Source organism: Shinella sp. M27 (genome assembly GCF_049199905.1).
Taxonomy (GTDB): domain Bacteria; phylum Pseudomonadota; class Alphaproteobacteria; order Rhizobiales; family Rhizobiaceae; genus Shinella.
The window spans coordinates 42,172-54,884 of the sequence record NZ_JBLZPK010000032.1 but is presented as its reverse complement, the minus strand read 5'-3'; the positions used below and the strand labels follow the sequence as shown (position 1 = coordinate 54,884).

Sequence of the window (12,713 nt, the reverse complement as noted above, 5' to 3'; positions counted from 1 at the left end):
GGAAAACGTGGTCAGGGCAGCGGGCTGACCTGCATCTTCGGGCTGTCGAGCAGGATGGTCGAGCGCAACGTCTTGATCTCGCCGATGCGTTCGAATTCGCTCCACAGCAGCCGCCGGTAATCCGCGACATCCTTCACCGCGATCTTCAGCAGGAAATCGAAATCGCCGGCCACCGTATGGCATTCGACGACCTCGGGCATGCGCCGCACCAGATCGATGAAACGCTCGCCGACCTTCGGCGCCGTGCGCTCCAGCGTCACCTCCAGAAAGGCCTGGAAACCGATGCCGGCGGCGCGCGGATCGACGATGACGGTGTGGCGGATGACGCCGCCCGCCTCCAGCCGCGCGAGGCGTCGCGACAACGGCGCGGGCGAAAGGCCGACCTTTTCCGCCAGCTGGTTGTTGGAGAGCCCCGCATCCTCGACGAGCAGGCGGATGATGCGCCGGTCGGTCTGGTCGAGCGCCACTTCGTCAGCCGTCTTTTTGTCCACGCCGCCCACTCCAGCAAAAATCTGCATCAATCTAGCGAATGAACGCAACAAGACAAAAGCTTCTTGCGCTTTCTCCGCAATATCATGGTCGATTTTGCGAGCACTTTGACTTACACCACGTTCACACCAACCCCAGACAGGACCCCGGCCATGTTCGACGCCCTCACCCGCCAGCCCGATGACCCGTTGCTCGCCCTGATCGGCCTTTTCCGGGCGGATGAGCGTGCCGGCAAAGTGGATCTCGGCGTCGGCGTCTATCGCGACGAAACGGGCGCCACGCCGATCTTCCGCGCGGTGAAGGAGGCCGAAAAGCGCCTCGTCGAGACGCAGCCGACCAAGGCCTATGTCGGCCCGGAAGGCGATCCCGTCTTCCTCGACCGTCTTTGGGAGCTGACCACCGGCGAGGCCGGTCGCGGCCGCGCCACCGCCGGCCTTCAGACGCCGGGCGGTTCCGGCGCCCTGCGCCTTGCCGCCGATCTCCTGGCGCGCATGGGCACCAAGGGCATCTGGCTCGGCCTGCCGAGCTGGCCGAACCATGCCAGCATCTTCAAGTCCGCCGGGCTTGAGGTCATCACCTATCCGTTCTTCGACATCCCCGCGCAAAGCGTGCAGTTCGACCGCATGATGGACGCGCTCGGCGGTGCCGCCCCAGGTGACGCCGTGCTGCTGCATGCGAGCTGCCACAATCCGACCGGCGCGAACCTCACGGACGAGCAGTGGCGCGCCGTCTCCGCGCTCATCGCCGAAAAGGGCCTGCTGCCGCTCGTCGATATCGCCTATCAGGGCTATGGCCGCGGCCTCGACGAGGACGCTGCGGGTCTGCGCACACTGCTGACCGCCGTGCCGGAAGCGCTGGTCGCCGTCTCCTGCTCGAAGTCCTTCGGCCTCTACCGCGAGCGCACCGGCGCGATCTACGCCGCCTGCAGCAATGCCGAGACGGCGCTCTCCGCGCGCAGCAATCTCGCAGCGCTCGCCCGCACCAGCTATTCCATGCCGCCGGACCACGGCGCGGCCATCGTCAGCATGATCCTCGGCGACGCCGCGCTGAAGGCCGACTGGATGGCCGAGATCGAGACGATGCGCCTGCGTGTCACCGCGATCCGCGAACGGCTTGCCGCCGGGCTTTCCGCCCGCTGGCAGGTACTGACGGCGATCCGTGAGCAGGAGGGCATGTTCTCGCTGCTGCCGCTGGAAGAGGCGCAGGTGCTGAAGCTGCGCGCCGAGCACGCCATCTACATGCCGACCTCGGGCCGCATCAACATTGCCGGCCTGAAGACGGTGGAAGTCGATGACGTCATCGCCAAGTTCCTGAGCTTCTGAGAGACACCATGTCCGTCGAAACTGCCAGCCAGGCGGAGCGCCACTCCGCCTATGAGGATTTTATTGCCATCGTCATCGGCACGCTGTTCGTGGCGCTGGGCGTGGTCATCTACACCAAGGCCGTGCTGCTCGCCGGCAGCACGGCGGGCTTGGCACTCCTCCTGCAATATGCAAGCGGCATCGGTTTCTGGTGGCTGTTTTTCGCCGTCAACCTGCCCTTCTACATCCTTGCGGTCAAAAAACTCGGCTGGGCATTCACGCTGCGCACCTTCGCCGCCGTCACGCTGGTTTCCATCTTTAGCCGGCTAACCTCGGAGCTCGTCACCTTCTCCCATCTCGATCCGCTCTATGCGGCGGTCATGGGCGGCGCGCTGTCGGGCACCGGCCTGCTCATCCTCTTCCGCCACCGCACCGGCCTTGGCGGCATCAATGTGCTGGCGATCTATCTTCAGGATCGTTTCGGCTTGCGCGCCGGGTATTTTCAGATGGCGGTCGATCTCGCGATCCTCGCCGCCGCCTATTTCGTCATCCCGCTCGACCGGCTCGCGCTCTCCGTGCTCGGCGCCGTCGTCGTCAACATGACGCTCGCCATCAATCACCGCCCCGGCCGTTATCTCGGGGTGACGTGACCGTTTTGCCGGCTTATGAAGACGGCCAAACCTTGAAGGAGAGACGCGTGACCGTCACGATCTACGGCATCAAGAACTGCGACACGATGAAGAAGGCGCGCACCTGGCTCGATGCCAAGGGCATCGCCTATACGTTCCACGACTACAAGGCGGAAGGTATCGACGAAAAGAGCCTGAAGCGCTTCGTCGACGCGCTCGGCTGGGAGACGGTGCTCAACCGCGCCGGCACCACCTTCCGCGCCCTGCCGGATGAAGACAAGAAAGACCTCGACGCGAAGAAGGCGATAGCCCTCATGCTCGGCCAGCCCTCAATGATCAAGCGCCCCATGCTCGATCGCAACGGGGCGCTCACAGCCGGCTTCAAGCCGGAGATTTACGAAACGCTATTCTGAGTTTCAGGGGCCGGCTTCAGACCGGCTCCCAGCCGTCCTTCTCGCTGGCGCGGTAGATGGCGTCGATGAGCTTCTGGTTCTCGACCGAGCTTTCCAGCGGCACGATCTCCTCGTTCTCGCCAAGCGCCGCCTTGGTGAAGGCTTCCGCCTCACGCTTGTACTGGCGCGCATCCTGGAAGCGGAAGAGCTGGCTCTCGCTGTGCGAGGCATTGGTCAACTCGATTTCCTCGGCCCCGTAGCGATCGGCATTGAACGGCGATTTCACCTCGATGAAACCCTTGTCGCCGTGGAAGACCATGATCTGGCGCTGAGCGAGCTGCGTCGAGATATAGAAGGACAGTTCGAAATCGCCGAAGTCGGCGCGCACGCTCGAATAGATGTCCGTGCCGAATTCCGGGTCACGATCCGTGCTCGCCTGCACGCGGATCGCTTCCTTGCAGGTGACGAAACGGGTGGTGATCGTCGGATAGACGCCGATATCCGGCAAGCCGCCGCCGCCGAGTGCGGGCACGTTGCGCATGTTGCCAGGGTCGCGGTTGTAGTAGGTGAAAGCGCCCTGCACATGGCGCAGCTTGCCGATCGCGCCCTCCGCCAAGAGCGAGCGCACCTTGCGCCAGACGGGGCTGTAGGTGACCATGAAGGCCTCTGATATCAGCACCTTGTTGCGGTCGCGCGCCGCAATCAGCGCATCGATCTCACCGGCATGCAGTGCGATCGGCTTTTCGCAGAGCACGTGTTTGCCGGCATCCGCCGCCTTGATCGTCCATTCCACATGCTGCGAGGTCGGCAGCGGGATATAGACGGCATCAACAGTATCGGAGGCCAGCATCTCCTCGTAGGAGCCGAAGGCATGCGGCACGGAAAACCGGTCGGCCATGGCGCGGGCCTTGGCGAGGTCGCGGCTGGCAATGGCCGTCACGACGCAGTTTTCCGCATCCTGGATGGCCGGCACGACGAGTTCGCGGCCGATCTTGGCCGTCGACAGAATTCCGAAACGCAGCATGGCGATGTCTCCTTGATTTGGCCCGAAGACTAGTCGCGAGGTACGTTCCTCGCAAGCGCGGACGCTCGCAAAAAATGCCTTGTGGGGCAGCGTGCAAAGCGGGCGCACCCGGCCTATGCTGGCCCGTCATTTCAGCACGTATCCCTTGGAGGAAGCCCATGCAGTTTCGTTCCCTCGGCCGGACCGGCCTTTCCATCGCGCCCCTCGTCTTCGGCGGCAACGTCTTCGGCTGGACGGCCGACGAGAAGACCTCCTTCGATCTTCTGGACGCCTTCACCGGCGCCGGCTTCAACGCCATCGACACGGCCGACGTCTATTCCAGTTGGGCGCCAGGCAATCAGGGCGGCGAATCCGAGACGATCATCGGCAAGTGGCTCAAGCGCTCGGGCCTGTCGCGCGACAAGGTGGTGATCGTCACCAAGGTCGGTTCCGACATGGGCCAGGGCCGGCGGGATCTGCGCAAGTCGTGGATCGTCGAGGAGGTGGAGAACTCGCTGCGCCGGCTCCAGACCGACCATATCGACCTCTACTTCTCGCACTGGCCCGATCCAGAAACGCCCTATGAGGAGACGCTGGAAGCCCATGCCGGTCTCGTCAAGGCGGGCAAGGTGCGGACCTTCGGCGCCTCGAACCTCGATGCGGCCCAGCTGCAGGCCTCCTTCGATGCCGCCGACGCGGCGGGCCTGCCGCGTTACGCCGCGCTGCAGCCGGAATACAATCTCTATGACCGCGCCGGCTTCGAGGGCGCGCTGGCCGATCTCTGCTGCAAGGAAGACCTTGGCGTCATCACCTATTTCAGCCTCGCCTCCGGCTTCCTGACCGGCAAGTACCGCACGGCGGCCGATACCGAAGGCAGGACGCGCGGCGAGGATGTGGCGCGCTATCTCGACGACCGGGGCCTGCGCATTCTCGCGGCGCTCGATCAGGTGGCGGCGGAAACGGGTGCGACGCCGGCCGAGATTTCGCTTGCCTGGCTGATGGCGAAACCCGCCGTCACCGCGCCGATCGCCAGCGCCACCAACCTCTCCCAGCTCGACAGCCTGATGAAGGCGGCGGCCCTGTCGCTCTCGTCCCAGCAGATCGCCGCCCTCGACGCGGCAGGAGCGTGACCATGGCCCTCATCATCCGCGATCCGCTCGAAAGCGACGAAGCGGCCTGGCGAAGGCTCTGGGCCGGTTATCTCGCCTTCTACAAGACCGAGGTGGCCGAAGAGGTGACCGCCTTCACCTGGGCGCGCATCCTCGATGCCGGCTCCCGCATGGCGATGCGCCTTGCCGAGGAGGACGGCGCGGTGATCGGCTTCGCCATCCACCACTATCACGACTCCACCTGGAGCATCGCGCCGGAGGGCTATCTCGAAGACCTCTTCATAGACGACACGGTCCGCGGCAAGGGCGCGGGCCGCGCGCTGATCGACGATCTCATCGGCATTTCCAAGCGGCACGGCTGGAGCGGGATCTACTGGCACACGGCGCGGGACAATGCGCGCGCCCGAAAGCTCTATGACAGCTATGTCGAGACCGACGACCACATCCGCTACCGGCTAATGACCTAACTCCGGTAGCGGAAGAAATCGACGAAGGCGCGCAGCGCCGGGCGCATCTGGCGACGCGAGGGATAGTAGATCGAGAACCCGTCGAAGGCCGGGCACCAGTCTTCCAGCACCGCCACCAGCCGGCCGGCGGCGATATCCTCGGTCACCCGCTGGTCGAAGACATAGGCGAGGCCCGCGCCGTCCATCGCAGCGGCGCGCATCAGCCGCTGGTCGGAGACGATCAGCGGTCCCGATACATCCACCGTCACCAGCCGCCCGTCCCTTTCCAACTCCCAGCGATAGATGCGACCGCTGGAAAAGCGGCGGCGGATGCAGCGATGCTGCATGAGGTCGCGCGGCTGCTGCGGCTTGGGGTGTTTCTCGAAATAGGCCGGCGCGCCGACAACGAGACCACGCCACGGGCCGCTCGCCCTGATCGCGATCATATCGGCCTCCAGATGTTCACCAAGCCGCAGCCCCGCATCAAACCCCTTTTCGACGATATCCTCGAAGCGGTCGTCGGTGCGCAATTCCAGCTCGATCTCGGGATACTCCAAGAGAAAGGCGCCGAGGCGGGGCATGACGATGTCTTCCGCGGCGATCAGCGGCATGGTGATGCGCAGTGGCCCGGCGGGCCGGGTCTGCCGCTCCGCCAGCGCCTCCATGGCGGCATCGATATCGGCCAGCGCCGGCGCCAGCGTGTCGAGCAATTGCCGCCCCTCCTCCGTCGGCGCGACGCTGCGGGTGGTGCGGGCGATCAGCCGCACGCCGAGGCTCGCCTCCAGCGCGGTGACGGCATGGCTGACGGCGGAGGGGGCGATACCGAGCGTGGTCGCCGCCTTGCGGAAGCTGCGCGCCTCGGCGACGATGGCCAGCACGGCGAGTTGGGAAAGCTGGGTCCGGTTCATTGTTCCAACAGATAGAACAAGCCATTGGCTTTTGCATCCATTTTCAGCGGAAGTTCTGTGCCCTAGATTGAGCCTACCGGATGACGGCGACCGCTTCGCCGCCCGGCCCGCGGACCTCTCCCATCGGTCCCATCAAGAAGGAATCCGTCATGAAACACAGACATCTCGGCACGCTCGACGTTTCCGCCCTCGGCCTCGGCTGCATGGGCATGAGCCATGCCTATGGCCCCGCCGACGACGAGACGGCGGCGATCAACACGCTGCACCGCGCCGTCGATCTCGGCATCACGCTGTTCGATACGGCAGAGGTCTACGGCCCCTACAAGAACGAAATCCTCGTCGGCAAGGCGCTGAAGCCGGTGCGCGACAAGGTGGTCATCGCGACCAAGTTCGGCTTCCGCATCGACGCGACCAAGCCGGCTGCCCAGATGATGGTTGGCACCGACAGCCGGCCGGAAAACGTCAAGGCGGTCGCCGAGGCCTCGCTGAAACGGCTCGGCACCGATGTCATCGATCTCTACTACCAGCACCGCGTCGATCCGGCCGTGCCGATCGAGGAAACGGTCGGTGCGATGGCCGATCTGGTGCGCGCGGGCAAGGTGAAGGCGCTCGGCCTGTCCGAGGCGAGCGCCGAAACGATCCGCCGCGCCCATGCCGTGCATCCGATCGCCGCCGTGCAGAGCGAATATTCGCTGTGGACCCGCGACGTCGAGGAGAACGGCGTGCTCGACACCTGCCGCACCCTCGGCATCGGCTTCGTGCCCTTCAGCCCGCTCGGCCGCGGCGTGCTGACCGGTGCACTGAAGAAGCTCGACGGCCTCTCCGCCGACGATTTCCGCCGCTCCCTGCCGCGTTTCGAGGCGGAGAATTTCGATGCCAATCTGGCGCTGATCACGGCGCTCGAAGAGATGGCGGCGCAAAAGAGCGTCGCCCCGGCGCAGCTGGCGCTCGCCTGGGTGCTGGCGCAGGGCGATTTCATCGTACCGATCCCCGGCGCCAGCAAGGTGCCGCATCTCGAGCAGAATGCTGCGGCCGCGGATGTGGCGCTGACGCAGGAGGAAGCCGCCCGTCTCGGCGACCTGCTTTCGCCGGCAAAGGTGTCCGGCGGGCGCTATTCGCAGCAACAGGCGGCAATGGCCAACCGCTGAAACGACAAAGGCCGCGGATCGCTCCGCGGCCTTTCGGCAGCCCCCCGCCGGAAAAATGTTTACTGGCCGACCGACGACACCATTACGGCATCGCCATTTTCGATGGAGACCCAGCGGCCGGCATGGAACGAGGCCTGGCGCTTCAGGAAGCGGTAGGGCGTCGTCGTCCAGAGCTTGACCTCGTTGTTGAGGTTGTCGAGCACGAAATCGCCCTCGGTGGTGCGCAGCGTCAGCACGGCATGGCCTTCGCCATCCGGCTTGCGCACGACCGTGATCAGCAGATCGCCGACGGCAAAGCCCTTTTCCATCAGCTTCTTGCGCTTCAGGAGAACGAAGTCCTCGCAGTCGCCGGCGCCATCGGGATAGGACCAGAATTCGTCGCGGCCGTGCAGTTCCTTGTCCGTCATCGGCGTGATGTCGCGGTTGACGCTGGCATTGATCTGGCGAACGACCGACCAGCCGAATTCCGTGACCTTGGCGGGCGCCTGGTTGCGCACGCCGGCCTGGCATTCGGATTTGTTGGTCTGGCAGAATTCGTAATGGCCGATCGGCTGGGAGGTCACGCTGCCCGTCTTCATGGACAGGGCGGACGCGGGCGCCGTGAAAGCCGAGGAAGAAGAAATGAGCAGAGCAAAAAACGCCGCCGCCCCAGCCTTCGCACCAATCATTCGTGCCATGTAACGTCCCCTAATCGTTAACAAAGAGTTAACGGTGAGGAGGCCTACTCGTCAATCATCAGAATTGGCGATGCGCGAATATGGTTAAGATGTGTTCGCGACGACACGCCCCCGCCTAAGCGAGGCGCGCAAAAACCTCCGCAGTTTCCAGAATCTTGGCGATATCCTGCGGGCGCGACAGGCGATGGTCGCCGTCGCGGATCATCGTCAGCACCACGTCGTCGCCGGACAGATGCTCCATCAGCCGCACGGCATGGGCATAGGGCACATCGGGATCGGCCATGCCCTGCAGGATATGCACCGGGCAGCCCGTCTCGATGGCGCCGTCGAGCACGCGATTTTTCCGCCCGTCCTCGATGAGAGCAAGCGTATAGATGTTCGGATCGGGACCATAGGGCGTCGGCTCCTCGAACTGGCCGCGCTCGGCAAGGGCGGTGCGCTCGGCCTCCGTCAGATTCGGCTCGATCAGTTCCGAGGTAAAATCCGGCGCCGGCGCGATCAGCACGAGGCCGGCGATGTCGATGTCCTTGCGCTTGGCCAGCTCGGCGACGGCGCGCAGCGCGATCCAGCCGCCCATGGACGAACCGACGAGCACGACGCGGCGCGTGCCGAGCACCGTTGCCGCATGGTCGATGACGGCGAGTGATTCCTCCAGCCAGCGCGAGATCGTGCCTTCGACGAACGCCCCACCCGAGATGCCATGGCCGGAATAGTCGAAGCGGATTGCGGCCGTGCCGATCCGCCCGGCAAGGGCGGCGAGTTCCACGGCCTTGGTGCCGCTCATGTCGGAACGATAGCCGCCGAGCCAGACGAGATGGGCAAGCGCGTTGCCAGAGGCCGCGGGCTGAAGCGCTACGGCGATCCGCCGGGCGGCGTCGCCCGTGCCCACCGTGATGAAATCCGCACCCGCACCGTTGCCGTTCGCCGCCATCGTCCCTATCTCCTGTCCGTGCACCGACCCCATGCAAAAGCGCCTTTTTGCCGGTCTTTGGCCCCGAGCTAGACCAGATTCGCGCACGCAAGGACAGGTGGTGATTTTTTCCGCGCCGCGTGCTATTGACTTCACAAGCGCGATCAACACATTGCCGAAAACGCCGTCTATCCGGCAAAACGGCCCGGTCGCCGCACAGATTCATATCGTTCGAAACAGTTCGAGGAGAACACGACCATTCGCAGACCCTTTAAAGCGGAAGCCCCCGTCAAAGACGGCCCGCGTTCCAACCGGGAAATCCGTATTCCCCGCGTCCAGCTCATCGATGCCGAAGGCACCAACCACGGCACCGTTCCCACCGATCAGGCGCTCCGCATGGCGGAAGAAGCCGGCCTCGATCTCGTGGAGATTTCACCGAACTCCGAACCGCCCGTCTGCAAGATCCTTGACCTCGGCAAGCTGAAATATTCCAACCAGAAGAAAGCAGCCGAAGCGCGCAAGAAGCAGAAGATCGTCGAGATCAAAGAAATCAAGATGCGCCCGAACATCGACACGCACGATTACGACGTGAAGATGAAGGCGATGAACCGCTTCTTCGAAGAAGGCGACAAGGTGAAGGTGACGCTGAAGTTCCGCGGCCGCGAAATGGCCCACCAGGAACTCGGCATGAAGCTTCTCCTTCAGGTCAAGGAAGACACGCTGGCGATCGCCAAGGTCGAAGCCGAGCCGAAGCTCGAGGGACGCCAGATGATGATGGTGCTCGCGCCGAAGTGAGCCATCGGTCCCCGGACCGCACGGATCAAGCCGCCTTTCGGGGCGGCTTTTCCATTTCCGCCTCTGGAACATCCCGTTTTGCGGAATCCGGTTGCGCTTTAAAAGGACTTCGGTTACAAGCCGCCGTCCGAACGGTCCGGCAGGGCATGCCGTGGCCGTTCTTTACGCTGGAGAGGCGCCTTCGTCAGTGCCTCTCGAATTCAAGAAGAATGGAGTAGCAAAATGCCCAAGATGAAGACGAAATCGTCTGCCAAGAAGCGGTTCAAGATCACCGCGACCGGCAAGGTCGTCGCTGCCGCCGCCGGCAAGCGCCACGGCATGATCAAGCGTTCCAACAAGTTCATTCGCGACGCACGCGGCACCATGGTGCTGGCCGAGCCGGATGGCAAGAAGGTGGTCAAGAACTACCTGCCGAACGGTCTCTGAGACTAATCGCGCTTTTGAAACGTTAAGGAGATCATGACATGGCACGTGTAAAACGCGGCGTAACTTCCCACGCCAAGCACAAGAAGACGCTGAAGGCAGCCAAGGGTTTCTACGGCCGCCGCAAGAACACCATCCGCGCCGCCAAGGCAGCGGTTGACCGTTCCAAGCAGTTTGCCTACCGCGACCGCAAGGTCAACAAGCGCAACTTCCGCGCTCTCTGGATCCAGCGCATCAACGCTGCCGTCCGCGAGCACGGCCTGACCTACGGCCGCTTCATCGACGGCCTGAACAAGGCTGGCATCGAAGTTGACCGCAAGGTTCTGTCGGACATGGCGATCCATGAGACCGCAGCTTTCGGCGCGCTCGTCGCAGCCGCCAAGAAGGCTCTGGAATACCTCAAGGACGCCGGCACGAAGAACGAGTTTGAGACCGCCGTCAACTAACCGGCGCTCACAACAAATCTTCGCTTCGTTGTGAAACCCGCGCCGGGGAACCGGTGCGGGTTTTTGCTTTCAACCAGGATTGCAGCCATGGACGGCAAGCTTCTCGCGCTTGAGACGATCCCCCGGATGACCGACGGGGACATCGAGACGCTGCTTGCCGCGCTGACGCGCGAAACACGCCGCGTCGAGCGCGTGGACCTGTCATTCGGCGCGGTCTGGATCAAGCGCTACGGCACCGAGCGCCCGCCGGTCTGGACTAGGGCGCAGACAACACTCGCCCGCCTACTCGGCCAGCCCTTCCTGCGACCCTCCCCCGCGCTCGACGGAGCAGGCATGATCGCGCGGGAAATCCGCCGCATCGAGACTTTTGCCGCAGCTGGCGTGCCGGTGCCGCGGGTGCTTTATTCCTCCGGCAGCGCACTCGTTCTGTCCGACGTCGCGCCGACGATCACAGCTCGCCTCAAGGCGCTCGCCGCGACCGATCCTGCCGCCCATGACGATCTGCTCGTTGCCTGTGCCGCCCATCTCGGTGCGCTGCATGCAAAGGGCCTCTGTCACGGACGGCCGCATCCGCGCGATTTCTTCCTTGCCGGCGAGGCGATCGGCTTCATGGATTTCGAGGAGGAGCCGGAGGCAGCCATGCCGCTTGCGGCGGCGCAGGCGCGCGACCTCTGGCTGCTCTTCCTGCAGATCGCCGACCGCGCCCTTCTCGGGCGCGAGACCGCCGATAAAGCCTTTGCCGCCTGGCGCCATGCCGCGCCGGCGGGAATCAATGCGGAACTGGTGAAAATGCTCCGGTTCCTCGGCAAGTTTTTGTCGCCAACCCGATTGATCGGGCGCGTGCACATGGGTAGTGATCTCAGGCGCTTCCTCGCCGCAACTGGCTACCTATCCGAGGTTCTCCTGAACGCTCCCCGCCCGGCCGACGCAAGCAAAGCAGGTAAAGATGACTGAACTCGACACACTGGAAAAGCAGCTCCTCACCGACATTGCCGCGGCCTCCGACGAGGCGGCGATCGAAGCCGTGCGCGTGTCCGCGCTCGGCAAGAAGGGCTCCGTCTCGGACCTCTTGAAGACGCTCGGCACCATGTCGCCGGAAGAACGCCAGACGCGCGGCGCGGCGATCAACGCGCTGAAGACGCGCGTGACCGACGCCATCACCGAGCGCAAGACCGCTCTGCGCGATGCTGCCATCGACGCCCGGCTGAAGGCCGAGACGGTCGATGTCAGCCTGCCGGTCCGCTCGTCGCCGGCCGAGCGCGGCCGCATCCATCCGATCAGCCAGATCGTCGACGAGATCACCGCCATCTTCGCCGATATGGGTTTTTCCATCGCCGAAGGCCCTGATGTCGAGACCGACTATTATAACTTCACGGCGCTGAACTTCCCCGAGGGCCACCCGGCCCGCGAGATGCACGACACGTTCTTCTTCCCCGCGGACGAGAACGGCGACCGCAAGGTGCTGCGCACGCACACCTCGCCCGTGCAGATCCGCACCATGGAGGCGCAGAAGCCGCCGATCCGCATCATCATTCCGGGAAAAACCTATCGCCAGGATTCGGACGCGACCCACTCGCCGATGTTCCACCAGGTCGAAGGCCTCGTGGTGGATAAAAAGGCAAATGTCGCCAACATGCGCTGGGTGCTGGAAGAGTTCTGCAAGGCCTTCTTCGAGGTCGACAGCGTCACCATGCGCTTCCGCCCGTCCTTCTTCCCGTTCACCGAGCCGTCCTTCGAGGTCGACATCCAGTGCGACCGCTCGTCCGGCCCGATCGTCAAGTTCGGCGAAGGCACCGACTGGATGGAAATCCTCGGCTGCGGAATGGTTCACCCGAACGTCCTGCGCGCCGGCGGTCTCGATCCCGACGAATATCAGGGCTTTGCCTGGGGCATGGGCCTCGACCGCATCGCCATGCTGAAATACGGCATGCCCGACCTGCGCGACTTCTTCAACGCCGACGTCCGCTGGCTGAGCCACTACGGCTTCCGCCCGCTCGACATGCCGACTTTGTTCGGCGGCCTCAGCGCATAACCGGC

16 protein-coding genes are annotated in these 12,713 nt (G+C 64.1%); 11 read left to right on the top strand and 5 right to left on the bottom strand.

Features of this window, described 5'->3' with window-relative positions; translation table 11 throughout:
* Positions 1–11 precede the first annotated feature (11 nt).
* Positions 12–491 carry an Lrp/AsnC family transcriptional regulator gene (locus tag ACOZK4_RS12465; RefSeq protein ID WP_421592148.1) on the bottom strand — a complete coding sequence of 160 codons (480 nt, stop codon included), beginning with the start codon at positions 489–491 and terminating at the stop codon, positions 12–14.
* 150 nt (positions 492–641) lie between these two features.
* On the opposite strand from ACOZK4_RS12465, the gene ACOZK4_RS12460 reads away from it, so the two are divergent.
* The 3 genes from ACOZK4_RS12460 to ACOZK4_RS12450 are packed head-to-tail and all read left to right on the top strand — an operon-like array spanning position 642 to position 2,832.
* The gene (locus ACOZK4_RS12460; RefSeq protein ID WP_421592147.1) at positions 642–1,811 is read left to right on the top strand and encodes an amino acid aminotransferase; all 1,170 of its coding nucleotides are present in this window, start codon (positions 642–644) and stop codon (positions 1,809–1,811) included.
* An 8-nt stretch (positions 1,812–1,819) separates the two neighbouring features.
* Positions 1,820–2,440: a YitT family protein gene (locus ACOZK4_RS12455; protein ID WP_421592146.1), complete on the top strand. Its 621-nt coding sequence runs from the start codon at positions 1,820–1,822 to the stop codon at positions 2,438–2,440.
* A gap of 47 nt (positions 2,441–2,487) precedes the next feature.
* Positions 2,488–2,832 (top strand): ArsC family reductase, encoded by a 345-nt coding sequence (locus ACOZK4_RS12450; RefSeq protein ID WP_313530174.1) that lies wholly within the window; start codon positions 2,488–2,490, stop codon positions 2,830–2,832.
* Positions 2,833–2,848: 16 nt separating this feature from the next.
* Here ACOZK4_RS12450 and ACOZK4_RS12445 read toward each other — a convergent pair whose 3' ends face one another.
* Positions 2,849–3,835, bottom strand: a complete 987-nt coding sequence (locus ACOZK4_RS12445) for a Gfo/Idh/MocA family protein (RefSeq protein ID WP_421592145.1) — start codon at positions 3,833–3,835, stop codon at positions 2,849–2,851.
* Between the two features lie 158 nt (positions 3,836–3,993).
* Between ACOZK4_RS12445 and ACOZK4_RS12440 the strand changes: the two genes are divergently transcribed.
* Together ACOZK4_RS12440 and ACOZK4_RS12435 are read left to right on the top strand one after the other, a co-directional pair.
* Positions 3,994–4,944, top strand: a complete 951-nt coding sequence (locus tag ACOZK4_RS12440) for an aldo/keto reductase (RefSeq protein ID WP_421592144.1) — start codon at positions 3,994–3,996, stop codon at positions 4,942–4,944.
* Positions 4,945–4,946: 2 nt separating this feature from the next.
* Positions 4,947–5,390 carry a GNAT family N-acetyltransferase gene (locus tag ACOZK4_RS12435; protein ID WP_421592143.1) on the top strand — a complete coding sequence of 148 codons (444 nt, stop codon included), beginning with the start codon at positions 4,947–4,949 and terminating at the stop codon, positions 5,388–5,390.
* Here ACOZK4_RS12435 and ACOZK4_RS12430 read toward each other — a convergent pair.
* On the bottom strand, positions 5,387–6,277 hold the full coding sequence (locus ACOZK4_RS12430; RefSeq protein ID WP_421592142.1) for a LysR family transcriptional regulator: 891 nt from the start codon (positions 6,275–6,277) through the stop codon (positions 5,387–5,389). The two genes, ACOZK4_RS12435 and ACOZK4_RS12430, sit on opposite strands and share 4 nt — an antisense overlap.
* 149 nt (positions 6,278–6,426) lie before the next feature.
* On the opposite strand from ACOZK4_RS12430, the gene ACOZK4_RS12425 reads away from it, so the two are divergent.
* Complete coding sequence (locus ACOZK4_RS12425) at positions 6,427–7,425, top strand: aldo/keto reductase (protein WP_421592141.1); 999 nt, start codon at positions 6,427–6,429, stop codon at positions 7,423–7,425.
* 59 nt (positions 7,426–7,484) lie between these two features.
* Here the strand turns inward: ACOZK4_RS12425 and ACOZK4_RS12420 are convergent, their stop codons facing one another.
* Together ACOZK4_RS12420 and ACOZK4_RS12415 are read right to left on the bottom strand one after the other, a co-directional pair.
* Positions 7,485–8,093: a transglutaminase-like cysteine peptidase gene (locus ACOZK4_RS12420; protein ID WP_409530419.1), complete on the bottom strand. Its 609-nt coding sequence runs from the start codon at positions 8,091–8,093 to the stop codon at positions 7,485–7,487.
* A 124-nt stretch (positions 8,094–8,217) separates the two neighbouring features.
* Positions 8,218–9,033, bottom strand: a complete 816-nt coding sequence (locus ACOZK4_RS12415) for an alpha/beta hydrolase (protein ID WP_421592140.1) — start codon at positions 9,031–9,033, stop codon at positions 8,218–8,220.
* Between the two features lie 237 nt (positions 9,034–9,270).
* Between ACOZK4_RS12415 and infC the strand changes: the two genes are divergently transcribed.
* The 5 genes from infC to pheS all read left to right on the top strand — a co-directional run bounded on the left by infC (position 9,271) and on the right by pheS (position 12,708).
* Positions 9,271–9,807, top strand: a complete 537-nt coding sequence (infC, locus tag ACOZK4_RS12410) for a translation initiation factor IF-3 (RefSeq protein WP_117367530.1) — start codon at positions 9,271–9,273, stop codon at positions 9,805–9,807.
* A 222-nt stretch (positions 9,808–10,029) separates the two neighbouring features.
* Complete coding sequence (rpmI, locus tag ACOZK4_RS12405; protein WP_117367528.1) at positions 10,030–10,233, top strand: 50S ribosomal protein L35; 204 nt, start codon at positions 10,030–10,032, stop codon at positions 10,231–10,233.
* 38 nt (positions 10,234–10,271) lie between these two features.
* The gene (gene rplT, locus ACOZK4_RS12400) at positions 10,272–10,676 is read left to right on the top strand and encodes a 50S ribosomal protein L20 (RefSeq protein WP_119257270.1); all 405 of its coding nucleotides are present in this window, start codon (positions 10,272–10,274) and stop codon (positions 10,674–10,676) included.
* 87 nt (positions 10,677–10,763) lie between these two features.
* Complete coding sequence (locus ACOZK4_RS12395; RefSeq protein ID WP_421592139.1) at positions 10,764–11,630, top strand: lipopolysaccharide kinase InaA family protein; 867 nt, start codon at positions 10,764–10,766, stop codon at positions 11,628–11,630.
* Positions 11,623–12,708, top strand: coding sequence for a phenylalanine--tRNA ligase subunit alpha (gene pheS, locus ACOZK4_RS12390; RefSeq protein ID WP_421592138.1), 1,086 nt, complete (start codon positions 11,623–11,625; stop codon positions 12,706–12,708). Before ACOZK4_RS12395 ends, pheS begins: the two co-directional genes overlap by 8 nt.
* The last annotated feature ends 5 nt before the right edge of the window (positions 12,709–12,713 follow it).

Bases quoted from the DNA above. Each gene is read 5' to 3' on its own strand.
- pheS (WP_421592138.1), top strand. From the start codon at position 11,623: ATGACTGAACTCGACACACTGGAAAAGCAGCTCCTCACCGACATTGCC.
- ACOZK4_RS12420 (WP_409530419.1), bottom strand. From the start codon at position 8,093: ATGATTGGTGCGAAGGCTGGGGCGGCGGCGTTTTTTGCTCTGCTCATT.
- rpmI (WP_117367528.1), top strand. From the start codon at position 10,030: ATGCCCAAGATGAAGACGAAATCGTCTGCCAAGAAGCGGTTCAAGATC.
- ACOZK4_RS12425 (WP_421592141.1), top strand. From the start codon at position 6,427: ATGAAACACAGACATCTCGGCACGCTCGACGTTTCCGCCCTCGGCCTC.
- ACOZK4_RS12415 (WP_421592140.1), bottom strand. From the start codon at position 9,033: ATGGCGGCGAACGGCAACGGTGCGGGTGCGGATTTCATCACGGTGGGC.
- ACOZK4_RS12395 (WP_421592139.1), top strand. From the start codon at position 10,764: ATGGACGGCAAGCTTCTCGCGCTTGAGACGATCCCCCGGATGACCGAC.
- rplT (WP_119257270.1), top strand. From the start codon at position 10,272: ATGGCACGTGTAAAACGCGGCGTAACTTCCCACGCCAAGCACAAGAAG.
- ACOZK4_RS12460 (WP_421592147.1), top strand. From the start codon at position 642: ATGTTCGACGCCCTCACCCGCCAGCCCGATGACCCGTTGCTCGCCCTG.
- ACOZK4_RS12435 (WP_421592143.1), top strand. From the start codon at position 4,947: ATGGCCCTCATCATCCGCGATCCGCTCGAAAGCGACGAAGCGGCCTGG.
- ACOZK4_RS12440 (WP_421592144.1), top strand. From the start codon at position 3,994: ATGCAGTTTCGTTCCCTCGGCCGGACCGGCCTTTCCATCGCGCCCCTC.
- ACOZK4_RS12430 (WP_421592142.1), bottom strand. From the start codon at position 6,277: ATGAACCGGACCCAGCTTTCCCAACTCGCCGTGCTGGCCATCGTCGCC.
- ACOZK4_RS12455 (WP_421592146.1), top strand. From the start codon at position 1,820: ATGTCCGTCGAAACTGCCAGCCAGGCGGAGCGCCACTCCGCCTATGAG.
- ACOZK4_RS12445 (WP_421592145.1), bottom strand. From the start codon at position 3,835: ATGCTGCGTTTCGGAATTCTGTCGACGGCCAAGATCGGCCGCGAACTC.